The 14,572-nt window shown below is 70.1% G+C and carries 10 protein-coding genes; 2 read left to right on the forward strand and 8 right to left on the reverse strand.

Annotated features, from left to right (window positions below; all coding sequences use genetic code 11):
• Positions 1-6 precede the first annotated feature (6 nt).
• The 8 genes from ACZ32T_RS06535 to ACZ32T_RS06570 form a co-directional block, all read right to left on the reverse strand.
• Complete coding sequence (locus ACZ32T_RS06535; RefSeq protein ID WP_467267999.1) at positions 7-951, reverse strand: ABC transporter permease; 945 nt, start codon at positions 949-951, stop codon at positions 7-9.
• The gene (locus ACZ32T_RS06540; protein ID WP_467268001.1) at positions 944-1,873 is read right to left on the reverse strand and encodes an ABC transporter permease; all 930 of its coding nucleotides are present in this window, start codon (positions 1,871-1,873) and stop codon (positions 944-946) included. The genes ACZ32T_RS06535 and ACZ32T_RS06540 overlap by 8 nt, the downstream gene beginning before the upstream one ends.
• Positions 1,874-1,994: 121 nt before the next feature.
• Positions 1,995-3,617, reverse strand: coding sequence for a peptide ABC transporter substrate-binding protein (locus tag ACZ32T_RS06545; protein ID WP_467268003.1), 1,623 nt, complete (start codon positions 3,615-3,617; stop codon positions 1,995-1,997).
• 442 nt (positions 3,618-4,059) lie between these two features.
• Complete coding sequence (gene typA, locus ACZ32T_RS06550; RefSeq protein WP_467268005.1) at positions 4,060-5,934, reverse strand: translational GTPase TypA; 1,875 nt, start codon at positions 5,932-5,934, stop codon at positions 4,060-4,062.
• Between the two features lie 335 nt (positions 5,935-6,269).
• Positions 6,270-8,498 carry an ABC transporter family substrate-binding protein gene (locus ACZ32T_RS06555; protein ID WP_467365703.1) on the reverse strand — a complete coding sequence of 743 codons (2,229 nt, stop codon included), beginning with the start codon at positions 8,496-8,498 and terminating at the stop codon, positions 6,270-6,272.
• A gap of 200 nt (positions 8,499-8,698) precedes the next feature.
• The gene (locus ACZ32T_RS06560) at positions 8,699-9,250 is read right to left on the reverse strand and encodes an isochorismatase family protein (protein ID WP_467268008.1); all 552 of its coding nucleotides are present in this window, start codon (positions 9,248-9,250) and stop codon (positions 8,699-8,701) included.
• 42 nt (positions 9,251-9,292) lie between these two features.
• The gene (locus ACZ32T_RS06565; RefSeq protein WP_467268375.1) at positions 9,293-10,684 is read right to left on the reverse strand and encodes an MFS transporter; all 1,392 of its coding nucleotides are present in this window, start codon (positions 10,682-10,684) and stop codon (positions 9,293-9,295) included.
• A gap of 59 nt (positions 10,685-10,743) precedes the next feature.
• Positions 10,744-11,220: a MarR family winged helix-turn-helix transcriptional regulator gene (locus ACZ32T_RS06570; protein ID WP_467365705.1), complete on the reverse strand. Its 477-nt coding sequence runs from the start codon at positions 11,218-11,220 to the stop codon at positions 10,744-10,746.
• Between the two features lie 477 nt (positions 11,221-11,697).
• On the opposite strand from ACZ32T_RS06570, the gene ACZ32T_RS06575 reads away from it, so the two are divergent.
• Positions 11,698-13,794, forward strand: a complete 2,097-nt coding sequence (locus tag ACZ32T_RS06575; RefSeq protein ID WP_467366285.1) for a TPM domain-containing protein — start codon at positions 11,698-11,700, stop codon at positions 13,792-13,794.
• 56 nt (positions 13,795-13,850) lie between these two features.
• Positions 13,851-14,564: a PspA/IM30 family protein gene (locus ACZ32T_RS06580; RefSeq protein WP_467268011.1), complete on the forward strand. Its 714-nt coding sequence runs from the start codon at positions 13,851-13,853 to the stop codon at positions 14,562-14,564.
• Positions 14,565-14,572: the final 8 nt, after the last annotated feature.

Here is a 14,572-nt window from a genome sequence, read left to right on the forward strand (position 1 = left end):
CCTCCCTCAGCGCAGCTTGGGATCGAGGGCGTTGCGCACCGCATCGCCGAGCATGATGAACGCCAGAACGGTGATCGACACCATGACCGACGGGATGATCAGGACGAACGCGGCGTTACGCAACTGCTCCTGGCCGGAGGAGATGTCGACACCCCACGACACGGTCGGTTCGGCGAGCCCGATGCCCAGGAAGGACAGGGTCGCCTCGGCCGAGATGTAGCCGCCGAGCGCGATGGTCGCGACCACGATCACCGGGGCGATCGCGTTGGGCAGGATGTGCCGGAGCAGGATGCGGGTGGTCGAGGCGCCGAGCGCCTTGGCCGCCATCACGTAGTCCGCCTGCTTGATCGTCAGCACCGAGCCGCGGGCGACACGGGCGATCTGGGTCCAGCCGAGGAAGGCCAGCGCCAGGATGACGACCCAGATCTTGCGCTCCTCGAACGAGGTCAGGACGACCATCGCGCCGAGGATGAAGGGCACACCGAAGAAGACGTCGGTGACCCGGGACAGGATCGTGTCGATCCAGCCGCCGAAGTAGCCGGCGAGCATGCCGACCACGGTGCCCAGGATCGTGACGAGGGCGGTGACGACGACGGCGACCATGATCGAGGCACGGGCACCGTAGACGACACGCGCGTAGATCGAGCGGCCCTGGATGTCGTACCCGAACCAGTCCTCCTGGAAGAAGTTCCCCCACTTGGGCTTCTGCAGGTAGTGGTGGGCCAGGTCCGCGTAACGCGGGTCGGCGCCGGTGAACAGGCCGGGGAATATCGCCATCACCAGCAGGAAGAAGATCAGGACGGCCGACACGACGAACAGCGGGCTGCGCCGCAGGTCGTGCCAGGCGTCCGACCACAGGCTGCGGGGCTTGCCCACCTTGGCGGCGGGGACCGGCGTCGCCGTCGTGTCCGCGGACTTCTCCGCGGCGGTTTCCTTGAGCGCCTCAGGCATAACGGATCCTCGGGTCCAGGACCGCGTAGAGCAGGTCGACGAGCAGGCTGGTGACGAGATAGACGATGACGATCAGCGTCACGATGCCGACGACCGTGGCGCCCTCCCGGTGCTGCAGGGCGCCGAAGACGGCCCGGCCGACACCCTGGACGTTGAAGATGCCCTCCGTCACGACCGCACCGCCGAGCAGCGCGCCGAGGTCGGTGCCGAGGAAGGTGACTACGGGGATCATCGAGTTACGCATGAGGTGGACGCCGACGACGCGACGACGCGGCAGTCCCTTCGCCACAGCGGTCCGCATGTAGTCGGCGCGCAGGTTCTCCGCGACCGAGGTGCGGGTCAGCCGCGCGACGTACGCGAGTGACAGCGACCCGAGCACCACAGCGGGCAGGAACAACTCGCTCCAGTTCGCTTCCGCGCTCACGTTGGGATCGACCCAGCCGAGCTGGAAGGCGAAGAAGTACTGGCCGAGGAAGCCGAGCACGAAGGAGGGGACCGAGATGAGCAGGAGCGTCAGGATGAGCAGTCCGCGGTCGCGGAGGGTGTCCGCCTTCAGACCGGCGAAGACGCCCATGGAAATACCGACAACCACCGTGAAGATGAAGGCAAACAGGGCCAGCCGGACAGTGATCGGGAACGCGTCCGCGATGGTGTCGGCGACCGGTCGGCCACTGGCGATCTCTGTACCGAAATCACCCTGGAACAGGCCCGTGAGGTAGTTCCAGTACTGGTGCCAGAGTGGCAGGTCGAGGCCCAGCTCCTTCTTCATGTTCGCGATCTGCGTCGGGTCGACGGTCTGCTCGCCTGCAAGTGCGCGCACGGGATCGCCGGGCAGCGCGTACATCATGGCGAAGACCAGCGCGGTCGACCCGAGGAAGACCGGGATCATCTGGAGCAGTCGCCGCGCGACGTAACGCCCCATGTTTGCCTCCGATAGGGATAAAGCAGCCCAGGGGCCGCCCTCCGGATACGGAGAGCGGCCCCCCGGGACCTACTGCCTGGTGTGGGCGGCTGATGGCCGAGTGGGGGCCCTCAGGCGTGTGCTACTTGACGGTGACGTCGGTCATGACGTAGTCGCCGCGGAAGTCGATGGCGACGTTGTCGACGGACTTCCCGTAACCACCGTTGATCTTGTAGTTCCAGAGCGGGATCGCCGGCATCTTCTGCAGGACGAGCTTCTCCGCCTCCTGGTAGGCCTTGGTCGCCTCCTCGAGGGACGCCGCGTTGTCGCCCTTCTTGAAGGCCGCGTCGACCTCCTTGTCGGAGAAGCGGCCGTTGTTGGCCTCGGCGGTGGTGCCGTACAGCTCCCGCATGAAGTTGACGTTCAGCGGGTAGTCGGCCACCCAGCCACCCCGGTACATCGACTTGACCTGGTCGTTGTCACGCGCTTCCAGGTCGGTCTGGAAGTCCGGCTTGGCGTCCGGGACGCAGTCGACCCCGGTCGAGTTGCGGATGGACTCGCAGACCGCGGTCACCCACTCCTTGTGGCCACCGTCGGCGTTGTACTGGATCCAGAGCTTGTTGTCCGGAACGCCGCCGCCTTCCTTGATGAGCTGCTTGGCCTTGGCCGCGTCGAACTTGAACACGTCGGTGTCCAGGTGCTGGTTGCCGGCGACGCCCGGGGGCGTGAAGCTCGTGGCGGGCTCGCGGGTGCCGTTGAGCACGGTCTTGGTGATCGTGTCGCGGTCGATGCCCATCGACAGGCCCTGGAGGACCTTCGGGTCGATGCCCTTGAAGGTCTTCGAGTAGAACGTCGGGACGATCGACTGCACGGCCGCGTACGGCTCGTCGATCACGCGGTCACCGAGGTCCGTCTTGTACTTCGGCAGGTCCTTCGGTCCGACCTGGCGGATCATGTCCAGGTTGCCGGACAGGAGGTCCTGGTACGCGGCCTCGACGGTCGCGTAGTTCTTGAACAGGATGCCCTTGTTCTTGGCCTTGTTCGGACCCTGGTAGTCCGCGTTCGCCTTGACCTGGATGAGCTTCTTGTGGTCCCACTTCTCGAAGACGTAGGGACCGTTGCCGACCGGCGCCTGGCCGAAGGCCTTGGTGTCCTTGTAGAACACCTCGGGCAGCGGGGCGAAGGTGTAGTAGCCGAGCTTGTACTCGAAGTACGGGACCGGCTTGTCGAGCTCGATCGTGAAGGTGGTGTCGTCGACCGCCTTCAGACCCGACATCTCGGTGGCCTTGGGGTCACCCTTCTCGGGGTGGACGTCCGCGTAACCCTTGATGTCCTCGAACCAGAACGCGTTCTGCTGGGCGTTCTTGCTGTTGGCGTACCAGTTCCACGCCTTGATGTAGGACTCGGCGGTGACCGGGGTGCCGTCGTGGAACTTCCAGCCCGGCTTGAGCTTGACGGTCCACGTCTTGTTGTCGTCCGACTTCACGGACTCGGCGTTCGTGTAGACGATCTTGCCGTCTCCGTCGAACTCCAGGAGCTGGGTGAACACCGCCTGGATGACGTAACTGCCGAGCTGCTCGTTGGTGTCGGCCGGAATCAGCGGCTTCTGCGGCTCACCGACGTCGACGGAGACATAACCGGCAGGCTTGCCCTTCTCCTTCGAAGCCGAGTCGCTGCTGTCGTCGCTGCCCCCGCCACAGGCAGTCGCGGCCAGGGCGATGATTGCCGCTCCCGCGACCCACTTGGCGCTCTTGGCACCGCGCATGGGTTTCCTCCTCATGAGTCCACTTTTGACTACAAGAGGGGCACTGAACAGATCCACCGACACCCCTGACGGCGATCGTTTGCAGTGCCCCGAGTGTGCTCGTGAGTCCGCACTCCCCACAGTGCGACGACCCATTGACCCGAGCTCAATGGAGCCAACTATTAAGGAACACCGGGCTGTAAACCACACTTAAAGGGTCTCGGTTTGACAACATCGAGAAGCCATGGTTGCCCGAAATCCGGACAAAGTGATCCCAGACAGACACCCCCGAAACGGACCGTTAACACATGTTCCGGAGAGCGACGCACGATAACCGGACACCTCGGTCACGAAAACGGGTTGACGAAAGGCCCGGACCCCCACAGTGTCTGCGGGGGTCCAGGCCTCGTGTCAATGGCTCGTTCCGACGGTTCGGACGCCGGAGCGGGCGCTCGGGACCAGGTCAGCCGTTCTTCGCGCGCGAGGCCGTACGGCCGCGCTGCTTCTGGTCCAGGACGACCTTGCGGATACGCACGGTCTCCGGGGTCACCTCGATGCACTCGTCGTCGCGGCAGAACTCCAGCGACTGCTCCAGCGAGAGCTTGCGGGCCGGCACCACGTTCTCCGTGGTGTCCGCGGAAGCCGCACGCATGTTGGTGAGCTTCTTCTCCTTGGTGATGTTCACGTCCATGTCGTCGGAGCGCGAGTTCTCTCCGATGATCATGCCCTCGTAGACCTCGGTGGTGGCCTCGGTGAAGATGACACCGCGCTCCTGGAGGTTGACCATCGCGAACGGCGTCACGACGCCCGCGCGGTCCGCCACCAGCGAGCCGTTGTGACGGGTGCGCAGCTCCCCGAACCACGGCTCGTGGCCCTCGAAGAGGGAGTGGGCGATGCCCGTGCCACGCGTCTGGGTCAGGAACTCCGTACGGAAGCCGATGAGGCCGCGGGACGGGACGATCCACTCCATGCGGACCCAGCCCGAACCGTGGTTCGTCATGGTCTCCATACGGCCCTTACGGGTCGCCATGAGCTGCGTGATGGCGCCGAGGTGCTCCTCGGGGCAGTCGATGGTCATGCGCTCGATCGGCTCGTGCGTCTTGCCGTCGACCTGCTTGGTGACCACCTGCGGCTTGCCCACGGTGAGTTCGAAGCCCTCGCGGCGCATGGTCTCGATGAGGATGGCCAGGGCGAGCTCACCGCGGCCCTGGACCTCCCAGGCGTCGGGACGCTCGGTGTCCAGGACCCGGAGCGAGACGTTACCGACCAGCTCGCGGTCCAGACGGTCCTTGATCTGCCGGGCGGTGACCTTGTGGCCCTTGCCGCCCTTGCCGACCAGCGGCGAGGTGTTCGCACCGATGGTCATCGAGATGGCGGGCTCGTCGACCGTGATCAGCGGCAGCGCGATCGGGTTCTCGGGGTCGGCCAGCGTCTCGCCGATCATGATGTCCGGGATACCGGCGATCGCGCAGATGTCACCGGGGCCCGCCTTCTCGGCGGGCTTGCGGGTGAGCGCCTCGGTCATGAGGAGCTCGGTGACACGGACGTTGGACATGGTGCCGTCACGCTTGATCCACGTGACGGTCTGGCCCTTGCGCAGCTCACCCTGCTCGACGCGGCACAGCGCGATACGGCCGAGGAAGTTGTCGGCGTCCAGGTTGGTGACGTGGGCCTGGAGGGGGGCGTCCTCGTCGTACTCCGGGGCCGGGACCGCGGAGAGGATCGTGCTGAAGAACGGCTCCAGGCTGTCGCTGTCCTGCGGGACGGTGCCGTCCTCGGGCTTCGTCAGCGAGGCGACGCCGTCACGGGCGCAGGCGTAGACGATCGGGAACTCGATCTGGTCCTCGTCGGCGTCCAGGTCCAGGAAGAGGTCGTACGTCTCGTCGATGATCTCGGCGATCCGGGAGTCCGGCCGGTCCGTCTTGTTCACGCAGAGGATGACCGGCAGCCTGGCGGTGAGCGCCTTGCGGAGCACGAAGCGGGTCTGCGGGAGCGGCCCCTCGGAGGCGTCCACGAGCAGGACGACCGCGTCCACCATCGACAGACCGCGCTCGACCTCGCCGCCGAAGTCGGCGTGGCCGGGGGTGTCGATGATGTTGATGGTGATGACGTCGCCGCCATCCTTCGGGTGGTACTTCACGGCCGTGTTCTTGGCCAGGATCGTGATGCCCTTCTCACGCTCCAGGTCGTTCGAGTCCATCATGCGTTCGTCGAGGTTCTCGGCGGCGTGCGCGGCGAAGGCGCCCGCCTGCTTGAGCATGGCGTCGACCAGCGTGGTCTTGCCGTGGTCGACGTGGGCGACAATGGCTACGTTACGGATGTCGTGGCGCGTGGGCATGGGTGGCTTGCGCTTCTCTCGGATCGTGGGATCAGGCGTCTCAGTCGGTCTTCGAGTCCTCGTACGCCCGCCGGGCGGCACGCCACGGCTAGTCCAATGGTACGGGCCCGATCGGTCCGGGGCTTCCCTGCCCGATCCACAGGCCAGGGCTACAGCCACTATTCAGCCGATATTCAGCCGGTATTACGTCATCGTCCAGCCGGTGCACGGCCGGACGGCAAGGGGTGTGAGAGGACGAGCTGCCCGGGTCTGGGCGGACACCACCTTGCCCGCCGGGGGCTCCGGCGGGCAAGGGAATTGAGCTGTATCTGAGCTTCGAATGCGGCTTTGACCTGCTACTTCTTACGATTCGCGGGGGGACCTGCCGCTTCCCGCCCGGTGAAGCCGATGTCCTGGTAACGCGGTGCGGCGAAGCCGAAGGCGCCGATGTTCGCCAGCTTCTTGTCGACGGCGACCAGCTGTGGCCTCTGATACAGCGGAATCGATCCCGCAGCGGCCCAGATCCGTGCGTCGGCCTGCTTCAGGAGGTCCCGCGACGCGTTGGCGTCGAGCTCGGAGACCGCGCGGTCGAAGAGCTGGTCGATGTGGTCCGAGCCGACCCGCGTGTAGTTCTGCTCGACGAGGAGCGAGCCGTCGGTGGCGGGCTCGGGCTTGGCGAAGATCGGGCGGCCGTCGGTCGCCGGGTAGGCCGTGGCGGGCCAGGAGTACAGCGCCATGTCGTAGTCGCCGGAGGCGATGTGGTCCTTGAAGTAGCTGTCGTCGTCGACCTTGGTGACCTGGGTGCTGATGCCGATCGAGTCCAGCATCTCGACGATCTTCTCCCCGACGGTCCGCAGCGGCTGTGATCCGGGGCCCGAGGGCAGGACGAAGCGGAGGCTCAGCGGCTTGCCGCCCTTGCCCAGGCGGTCCTTGACGGCGGCGGGGGCCGGTGCGGCCGTTCCGGCGGGGGCGTAGGCACCCACCGGGCCCTTGTCCCGGGCGGTGGTCCCGGCGTCGCCGGCGGGGCGGTCGCCCGGCTTCTCGTCGCCGACGACGTACGTCCCCTCCTCGCGCGAGGCCTTGTCGTCCTTCTCCGCCTTGCCGGCGCCCTTCTCCTCGGCCGCCTTCTTCTCGTCGGCCTTCTTCTCGTCGGCCTCCTTCTCGTCGGCCTTCTTCTCGGCCTCGCTGCCCGCCTTGGTGTCCTCGGTCTTGCGGACGGCACCGCCCACGGTCCACCCCGCGTCGGCCAGCAGCGCCTGCGCCTCCTTGGTGTCCTGGTCGCCGAGCGCGCCGCTGCCGTCCTTGTAGCCGGGCTGTCCGGCCAGGGCCAGATGGCTGCCGGGCGGCTTCGCGGGCAGGCCGAGCGGCTTCAGGACGGTGTCGGCGAGCTCCTGGCGGTCCAGGGTGCGGGCGATGGCGCGGCGCACCCGGTCGTCGGAGAGGGGCCCGGACTCGCCGTTCAGCGCGAGTTGCGTGTAGGCGGGCTCCAGTGACTTGCGTACGGCGAAGCCCTTCAGCGCCTTCTGTTCGGCGGCGTACACCGCGACGGCTTCCCGGTTCTTCTCGCGGGCGGCCTGCGCGGTCTCGGCGGCCTCCTCGTCGGAACCGTGGGCCAGGGCCCAGGACCGCAGGGCCGCGGCCGGGGTGATGCCGGCTCCCGGGCCGTGGGCGGGCGGCTCGCCGTTGCCGCCGTCGTAGCGCGCCGCGAGGGCGATGTCGTTCGCCGTGCCGGAGTCGACGTCGGCGACGTCCACCGTGCCCTGGGTCAGTGCCTCGGTGCGGTCCTCGGGCTCGACGGCGCGGAAGACGAGGGATTCGAGCTTGGCCTCGTCGCCCCACCAGCGCGGGTTCCGGTCGAGGACGACCGTGCCCTTGTCCTTGTTCACGCTGCGCAGCCGGAACGGCCCGGCGGTGTTCTTGAGAGCGGCCCTGGCGCCGTCGTTGAAGGTGCCGGGCGACCCGGTCACCTCCTTCGGGTACAGCGGTGAGAAGAGCGAGCGCCAGTCCGCGTACGGCTTGGCGAACGTGACCCGCACCTGCAGGTCGTCCTTGCCACGCTCGATCTTCTCGATCCGCTCGTATCCCGCGTTGCGCGCGGTCCAGAAGGCCGAGTCCTTGCCGCTCAGCGCGCGCCACTGCGCGACGAAGTCGGGGGCGCCGATCTCCCGGCCGTCGCTCCACACGGCCTGCTGGTTGAGCTTGTAGAGGACGACCTGCCTGGGCTCCTGCTCGATGACCTTCGCCGACTCCAGATAGTCGGGGTTCAGCTGCGGCTCCCCCCGCGCGTCCAGCGGGAAGAGCGAGGGCAGCAGGGCGCCGGTGATCCGGGTGGTCGCGCTGTCGGCGTCGGCCTGGAAGGTGTTGAGGGTGGCGGGGACCGCGTCAATCGCCCATGTGAGGGTGGAGCCCTCGGTCACCCGGTCCCGGGAGGCGGGGGCGATGTCCTGCGGGACGGCCGCCGAGGTGGGGCCCTCGCTGTCCGAGGTGCAGCCCGCCAGCACCGGGATCGTGAGCACACCTGTCGCCAGGAGCGCGACCGAGCGGCGCTTTCGGGCCGTCCCGCGTGGGACGCCGACGTGGGCCATGGCTGATACCTCCGGGGCCGGCCCGGCCCACCCCGTACCGGAATGGACCGGATGATGCGTTCTGGTGGCATTTGCAGTTGATCAGACTGATTCGCTGATCCACTGAAAGCACCTTCACGCGCGGGAGGCGGCAGACGCGGCCGGTGGGGCCGCGGACGTCACCCGTGCGGCCCCGGTTCCGGTACCGGCCCGGGCGGCGGTCAGCCCAGGAGGTCGACGATCGCGGCGGTGGTGCCGGTCTCGCCGAGCCTCGGGAAGATCTTCTCGACGCTGTTGCGGTGGGCGTCGGCGTCCATGTCGGTGACGGCGTCCGTCGCGACGGTGACGTGGTAGCCGTGCTCGTGCGCGGCGCGGGCGGTGGACTCGACGCCGATGCTGGTGGCGATGCCGGTGACCACGACCTGGGTGATGCCGCGGCGGCGCAGTTCGAGGTCGAGGGCCGTGCCGTGGAAGGCACCCCACTGCTGCTTGGTGACGACGGTGTCGCCGTCGCGCGGGCCGAGCTCGGGCAGGATGTCGGCCCAGTCCGCGGCGGGCTTGCCGGCCGGGGCCCGGCTCTCGTTGCGGCCGGGGGCGCCGCCTGTCACGCGGACCAGGAAGACCGGGAGGCCCTTGGCGCGGAAGGCTTCGGCGAGGGTCACCGAGTTGGCCACGACGTCCTCGGCCGGGTGGGCGGTGGGGAGAGCGACGATGCCTTTCTGCAGGTCGACGACGACGAGTGCGGTCCGGGGGTCCAGGACGGTGGCGGTCATGTGCGTACTCCTTGATGTGCTGATGTGCTGATGTGCCGGGGGTCAGGTGCGGGCGCGCAGGGCGCGGTCGGTGAGGGTCAGGACGGCCAGCAGCACCGCCAGGACGACGGAGACCGCCGCCATGAGGTGCAGACCCGCGTCGCTCGCCGCGTCGGCGTAGGCCAGGGCGATCAGGCTGGACGCGGTGATGGCCCCGATGTACTGGGCGGTGCGCTGGAGGCCGGCGGCGGCGCCGATGCTCTCGGGGGGCGCGTAGGCCTGGACGGCCGCCTGGTTGCTCGTGCCGATGAGCCCCTGCGGGACGCCGAAGCACGCTCCGGCGAGCAGCAGGACGGCCAGCGGGGTGTCGCCGGAGAGGAACAGGAGGATGCCCGCGCCGACGGTGAGCAGCAGGCAGGCCGCGGTCAGCGGGGCGCGCAGTCCCTTCGTGCGGGCGCCGAGCAGCGAGCAGACGAGCGCGGTGACGGACATCGGCAGCATGAGCAGCCCGGTGTGCCCGGAGGAGAAGCCGCGGGCCTCCTCCAGCCACTGCGTGTAGCCGTACATGACGCAGTAGATCAGCAGGTAGCTGAGGCCGTGGCGCAGGTACGTGCGCAGCAGGGGGCCGTTGCCGGCGAGCATCCGGATGTCTATGAACGGCCGCGGTGTGCGCAGCTGCCACCGGACGAGGACGGCCGTCAGGACGGCGAAGGGGGCGAGCAGCCACCACTGCGGGTGGGCGAGGTCGAGCAGGAAGAAGACCAGCACCGTCAGCGCGGTGGTGAACAGCCCGATGCCCAGGGGGTCCAGGGCGAGCTTCGGCGCGCCCCCGCCGGTGGCCCGCTCGCGCGGGGGGTCGGCCGGGACCCAGAGCAGCGCGGCGCCGAGGGCGAGCAGGGCGACCGGCACGTTGACGGCGAAGATGCCGCGCCAGCCGACGGCCGACACGAGCAGCCCGCCGAGCGCGGGACCGACGGCCGCGCTGCCCAGGGCCGCGAAGGAGAGCCTGGCGAGCACGGGGCGCGGGGTGGGGCGGCCGAGCCGGCGCGACTCGTCACGCAGGACGGCCATGGCGGCCGGGTAGGCGGCCGAGGTGCCGATGCCGAGCAGCAGCCGGGAGACGATCAGAGTGCCGAACCCGGGGGCCAGCGCGCCGACCACCCCGGACACGACCACGACGACGAGACCGGCCAGGAAGACCCGGCGCGGCCCGAGGGTGTCGGCGAGCTTGCCGAGGACGGGCTGGGCGACGGCACTGGCCAGATAGAGGACGGAGATGAGCCAGGCGGTGTCGGCGGCCCCGATGTCGAAGGAGTGCCCGATGGCCACCAGGGCGGTGGAGATCATCGTGGTGTTCAGCGGGTTGAGCAGCGAGCCCATCAGCAGCGGCGCGGTGAGCCGGCCACCGAACCCGGGCCTGGACTCCGCCACCCCCGCGAGGCGGGACTCCCCCACCGGCGCGGGCCGGGTCTCCGCCCCCGGCGCGCCGGTGGCCGGGCCCGTCCCGCGCCGGGTCACTTGTCGACCAGACGGCCGATGAGCTCGACGGCCTCGGCGAGCGCGCGGCGATCCGCCCCGTCCAGCTCGCCGGCGATGGCGTCGGCCAGCCAGCTCCGCTTGGCGGCGCGCACCCCGGCCAGGACGGTGCTCCCCTCCTCGGTGACCGACACGAGGGACTTGCGGCCGTCCGCCGGATCGGGGGCGCGGGTGACGAAACCCTGGCTCTCCAGCGCGCCGAGGGTCAGCCGCATCGACTGCGGACGCACGAGCTCCGCCCTGGCCAGGGATGCCGTGGTGGCCGGCCCGCCGTCCTCCAGCCTGGCGAGGGCCGAGCGCTGGGAGGGGGTGAGGAGACTGTCGGCCGAGGAGCTCCGCAGCCGCCTGAGCAGCCGCCCGACCACGGCCGAGAGGTCCGTCGCCACCTCCTCGGCCGTGGGGTCGACAGGGGTCGGCGGTGCGGCGTCCGCAGGGTTTTCGGGCGTTCCGGGCATGACTCCACGCTAAAGATGGACAGGGCATCTTGCAAGGCAACCTGTTCATTCTTGGGCAAAGACCGAGCTGCCCGTCTCCCTGGCCCGCCGGGCGAGCCGCGGCTGACCGGCGGCGGCGCGGAAAGGCGTCCTGGACCACGCCCGCCTCGGAGCCACGCCCGGAAGAAGCGCTCGTACGTCCGCGGCCAGATCGAAACCCCGCACGCCTCGCTCCTCGCGCCGCCGTGCGCCCACGACAAGGCGGTGGCCGGCCTCCGGGCGCCGGCCCGCGACTTCGGCGCGTACCACGAGAGTTACGGCTTCCGGGGCTCGGTCACCGTGGGCGCCGGCCGGGTCAGCGACTTCATGCCGGCGCTGTGCGCCGGCTGCACGCGGCCGACCGCTTCGGCATCCGACCGGGTACACGGTGCCGGGTCGCGGGCGGCAGTGGGCGGACATAGCCTCCCAAATGTGACGCCGCCTGCGAGCCGTACCGGGATGTCCCGGCTGTCGATATCCGGCAGGGTCCTCATCGCCGCCCTGGCGGCGGTGCTCTGGACCGCCCTGCCGGGCACTTCGGGAGCCCGGGCCGAGGGCCCCGTGACCCTGTCCCGTGACGGGCAGATCACCGACAAGGTGGACGCGCTCGGTGACCGGGAGCGGCAGGTCGAGGCCTCCCTCGACCGCTTGTTCGAGGAGCAGCGGGTGCAGCTGTTCGTGGCGTACGTCCGTGACTTCTCCGGCCGGGACGCCCAGACCTGGACCGACGAGACCGCGAACCGCAACGGTCTTGGCCAGGAGGACGTGCTGCTGGCCGTGGCCACGCACGACCGGCAGTACGCCTACTCCGTCGACCAGGGATCACGCCTCACCGACGCGCAGCTCCAGGACGTGGCGAACACGGCGATCGAGCCGGCTCTCCGGCAGAACGACTGGGCCGGAGCCGCGATCGGCGCCGCCGACGGCTACGCCGCGGTGCTCGCGGGCGGGCCCGTGCCCACCCCAGCCGTCACGCCGGGCGCCGCCGATCCGGGGGGCGACTCCGGCAGCGGTGCCTCGGCGAACCTGATCGTGCCCGTCGCCGTACTCGTGGTCGCGTGCGCCGTCGCCGCCTTCGCCCTCACCCGCCGCAGACGGCGTACGACGACCCGGACGACGCCGGCGGCGGGCGGCTGGGGCGGCGAGGCGGGGACGGCGGCCGAGCCGCCGGTGCCCCTGCCGGAACTGGACGCGCGGGCGAAGGAGGACCTGGTCGACACGGACGACGCCGTGCGCACCAGCGAGGAGGAGCTCGGCTTCGCCACGGCCCAGTTCGGCGAGGAGGCCGCGGCCCCCTTCGCCGAGGCGGTCCGTTACGCCAAGAGCGAGCTGACCGCGGCGTTCCGGCTGCGGCAGCAGCTGGACGACGCCTTCCCCGAGGACGACGCGACCCGGCGCCGCATGCTCGACGAGATCATCAGCCGCTGTTCGGACGCCGACGGACGCCTGGACGCCGTGTCGGAGGACTTCGACCGGCTGCGCTCCCTCGAACAGACAGCCCCGCAGGCCGTGGCCACCGCCGAGACCTCCTACCGCGACCTGGTCGCTCGCGTCACCGCCGCGCAGACGGCCCTCGGCGCGATGCGTGAGCGGTACGCCGGGTCGGCGACCGATCCCGCCGCCGGGGACGTCGAGCAGGCCGAGGACCGGCTGGTCTTCATCACCTCCACCCTCAACCAGGCGCGCCAGGCCGTGGACAGCGGGGACAACTCCCGGGCCGCCGTGTACGTCCGTGCGGCGGAGGGCGCCATCAAGCAGGTGGCCACCCTCGTGGACGCGGTCGACCGGCGGGCCGGGGAGCTGGCCGAGGCCGCGGACAGGCTGCCGGGCGCCCTCACCGAGACGGAGACGGACCTCGCCGACGCCAGGGGGCTGCTGGACGGCACTCCGGAGGGCGTGCCGACCGCGGATCTGCGGGGCCGGGTGGCCCGCGCCGAGGCGGTGGCCGCAGATGTGAGGGGGGAGATCGGCGCCGGCCCGTACGACCCGATCGACGCGCTGCGCAGGGTGGAGGAGGCGGACGCGGCGCTGGACGCGGCCCTGGCGGGAGCACGCGCGCACGAGCACGGCGACCGGCGGGCCCGTTCGCTGCTCGACCAGGCGATGCTCACCGCGCGGGCGGCGATCGGTGCCGCCGCGGACTACGTCACCACCAACCGGGGCGCGGTCGGCAGCCAGGCCCGCACCCGGCTGGCGGAGGCCCAGCGGCGGTGGGAGAGGGCGCGGGTGCTGGCGGAGGGAGGCGACCCGCAGGCCGCCCTGGCCGAGGCGCAGCAGGCGGACGCCCTGGCCACGCAGGCGCGGAGCCTGGCCGAGCAGGACGTACGCGGTTACGGCGACGGGGGCGGCTTCGGCGGTCCGCGTGGCGGGGGCGGGACGGGTGGCGCCGTGCTGGGCGGCATCCTCCTGGGCGGGCTGCTCGGCGGGCGGGGCGGAGGGTTCGGCGGCGGCTTCGGGGGCGGGTTCGGTGGTTCCGGGGGCGGGTTCGGCGGCGGGCCTGGCAGCTTCGGCGGCGGGGGGACCCGTGGCAGGCGGGGCGGCGGAGGCCGCTTCTGACCGCGACACGCTCCACCGGCTTTCGCACGAGGAGATCTCGCACAAGGAGAGGTGCCATGACCAAGCAGACCGTCCTCGGCCGCGTCACTCAGCTGGCGCGGGCCAACATCAACGCCCTGATCGACCAGGCGGAGGATCCGCAGAAGATGCTGGACCAGCTGATCCGCGACTACACGAACAACATCGCGGAGGCCGAGCAGGCGGTGGCCGCCACCATCGGCAACCTCAGGCTGCTGGAGGAGGACCACCGGGAGGATGTCGACGCGGCGAGGGAGTGGGGCCAGAAGGCGCTCGCCGCCAGCAGGAAGGCCGACGAGCTGCGGGCCGCGGGAGCGGGGGTGGACGCCGACAAGTTCGACGGCCTCGCCAAGGTGGCGTTGGGCAGGCAGCTCCAGTCGGAGCAGGAGGCGAAGACGGCCGAGCCGACGATCGCCTCGCAGACGGTGGTGGTGGACAAGCTCAAGACGGGTCTCGACCAGATGAAGAACAAGCTGGCCCAGCTCAAGTCCAAGCGCGACGAGCTGGTCGCACGCGCCGCGTCCGCCCAGGCGCAGAACCGGATGATGGACGCCGTCAAGAGCATCGACGTGATGGACCCGACGAGCGAGCTCGGCCGCTTCGAGGACAAGGTCCGGCGCGAGGAGGCGCGGGCGGTGGGCAAGCAGGAACTCGCCGCGTCGTCCCTGGACGCCCAGTTCGAGCAGCTGGACAGCCTCGGGGACAGCGCGGAGATCGAGGCGCGGCTCGCCGCCCTGAAGTCCGCTTCCTGACCTGGCCC

It is taken from the genome of Streptomyces sp. NPDC023573, assembly GCF_055559735.1.

Excerpts from the sequence above, each read along its gene's own strand:
- ACZ32T_RS06535 (WP_467267999.1), bottom strand. The coding sequence starts at position 951 with ATGCCTGAGGCGCTCAAGGAAACCGCCGCGGAGAAGTCCGCGGACACG.
- ACZ32T_RS06540 (WP_467268001.1), bottom strand. The coding sequence starts at position 1,873 with ATGGGGCGTTACGTCGCGCGGCGACTGCTCCAGATGATCCCGGTCTTC.
- ACZ32T_RS06545 (WP_467268003.1), bottom strand. The coding sequence starts at position 3,617 with ATGCGCGGTGCCAAGAGCGCCAAGTGGGTCGCGGGAGCGGCAATCATC.
- typA (WP_467268005.1), bottom strand. The coding sequence starts at position 5,934 with ATGCCCACGCGCCACGACATCCGTAACGTAGCCATTGTCGCCCACGTC.
- ACZ32T_RS06555 (WP_467365703.1), bottom strand. The coding sequence starts at position 8,498 with ATGGCCCACGTCGGCGTCCCACGCGGGACGGCCCGAAAGCGCCGCTCG.
- ACZ32T_RS06560 (WP_467268008.1), bottom strand. The coding sequence starts at position 9,250 with ATGACCGCCACCGTCCTGGACCCCCGGACCGCACTCGTCGTCGTCGAC.
- ACZ32T_RS06570 (WP_467365705.1), bottom strand. The coding sequence starts at position 11,220 with ATGCCCGGAACGCCCGAAAACCCTGCGGACGCCGCACCGCCGACCCCT.
- ACZ32T_RS06575 (WP_467366285.1), top strand. The coding sequence starts at position 11,698 with ATGTCCCGGCTGTCGATATCCGGCAGGGTCCTCATCGCCGCCCTGGCG.
- ACZ32T_RS06580 (WP_467268011.1), top strand. The coding sequence starts at position 13,851 with ATGACCAAGCAGACCGTCCTCGGCCGCGTCACTCAGCTGGCGCGGGCC.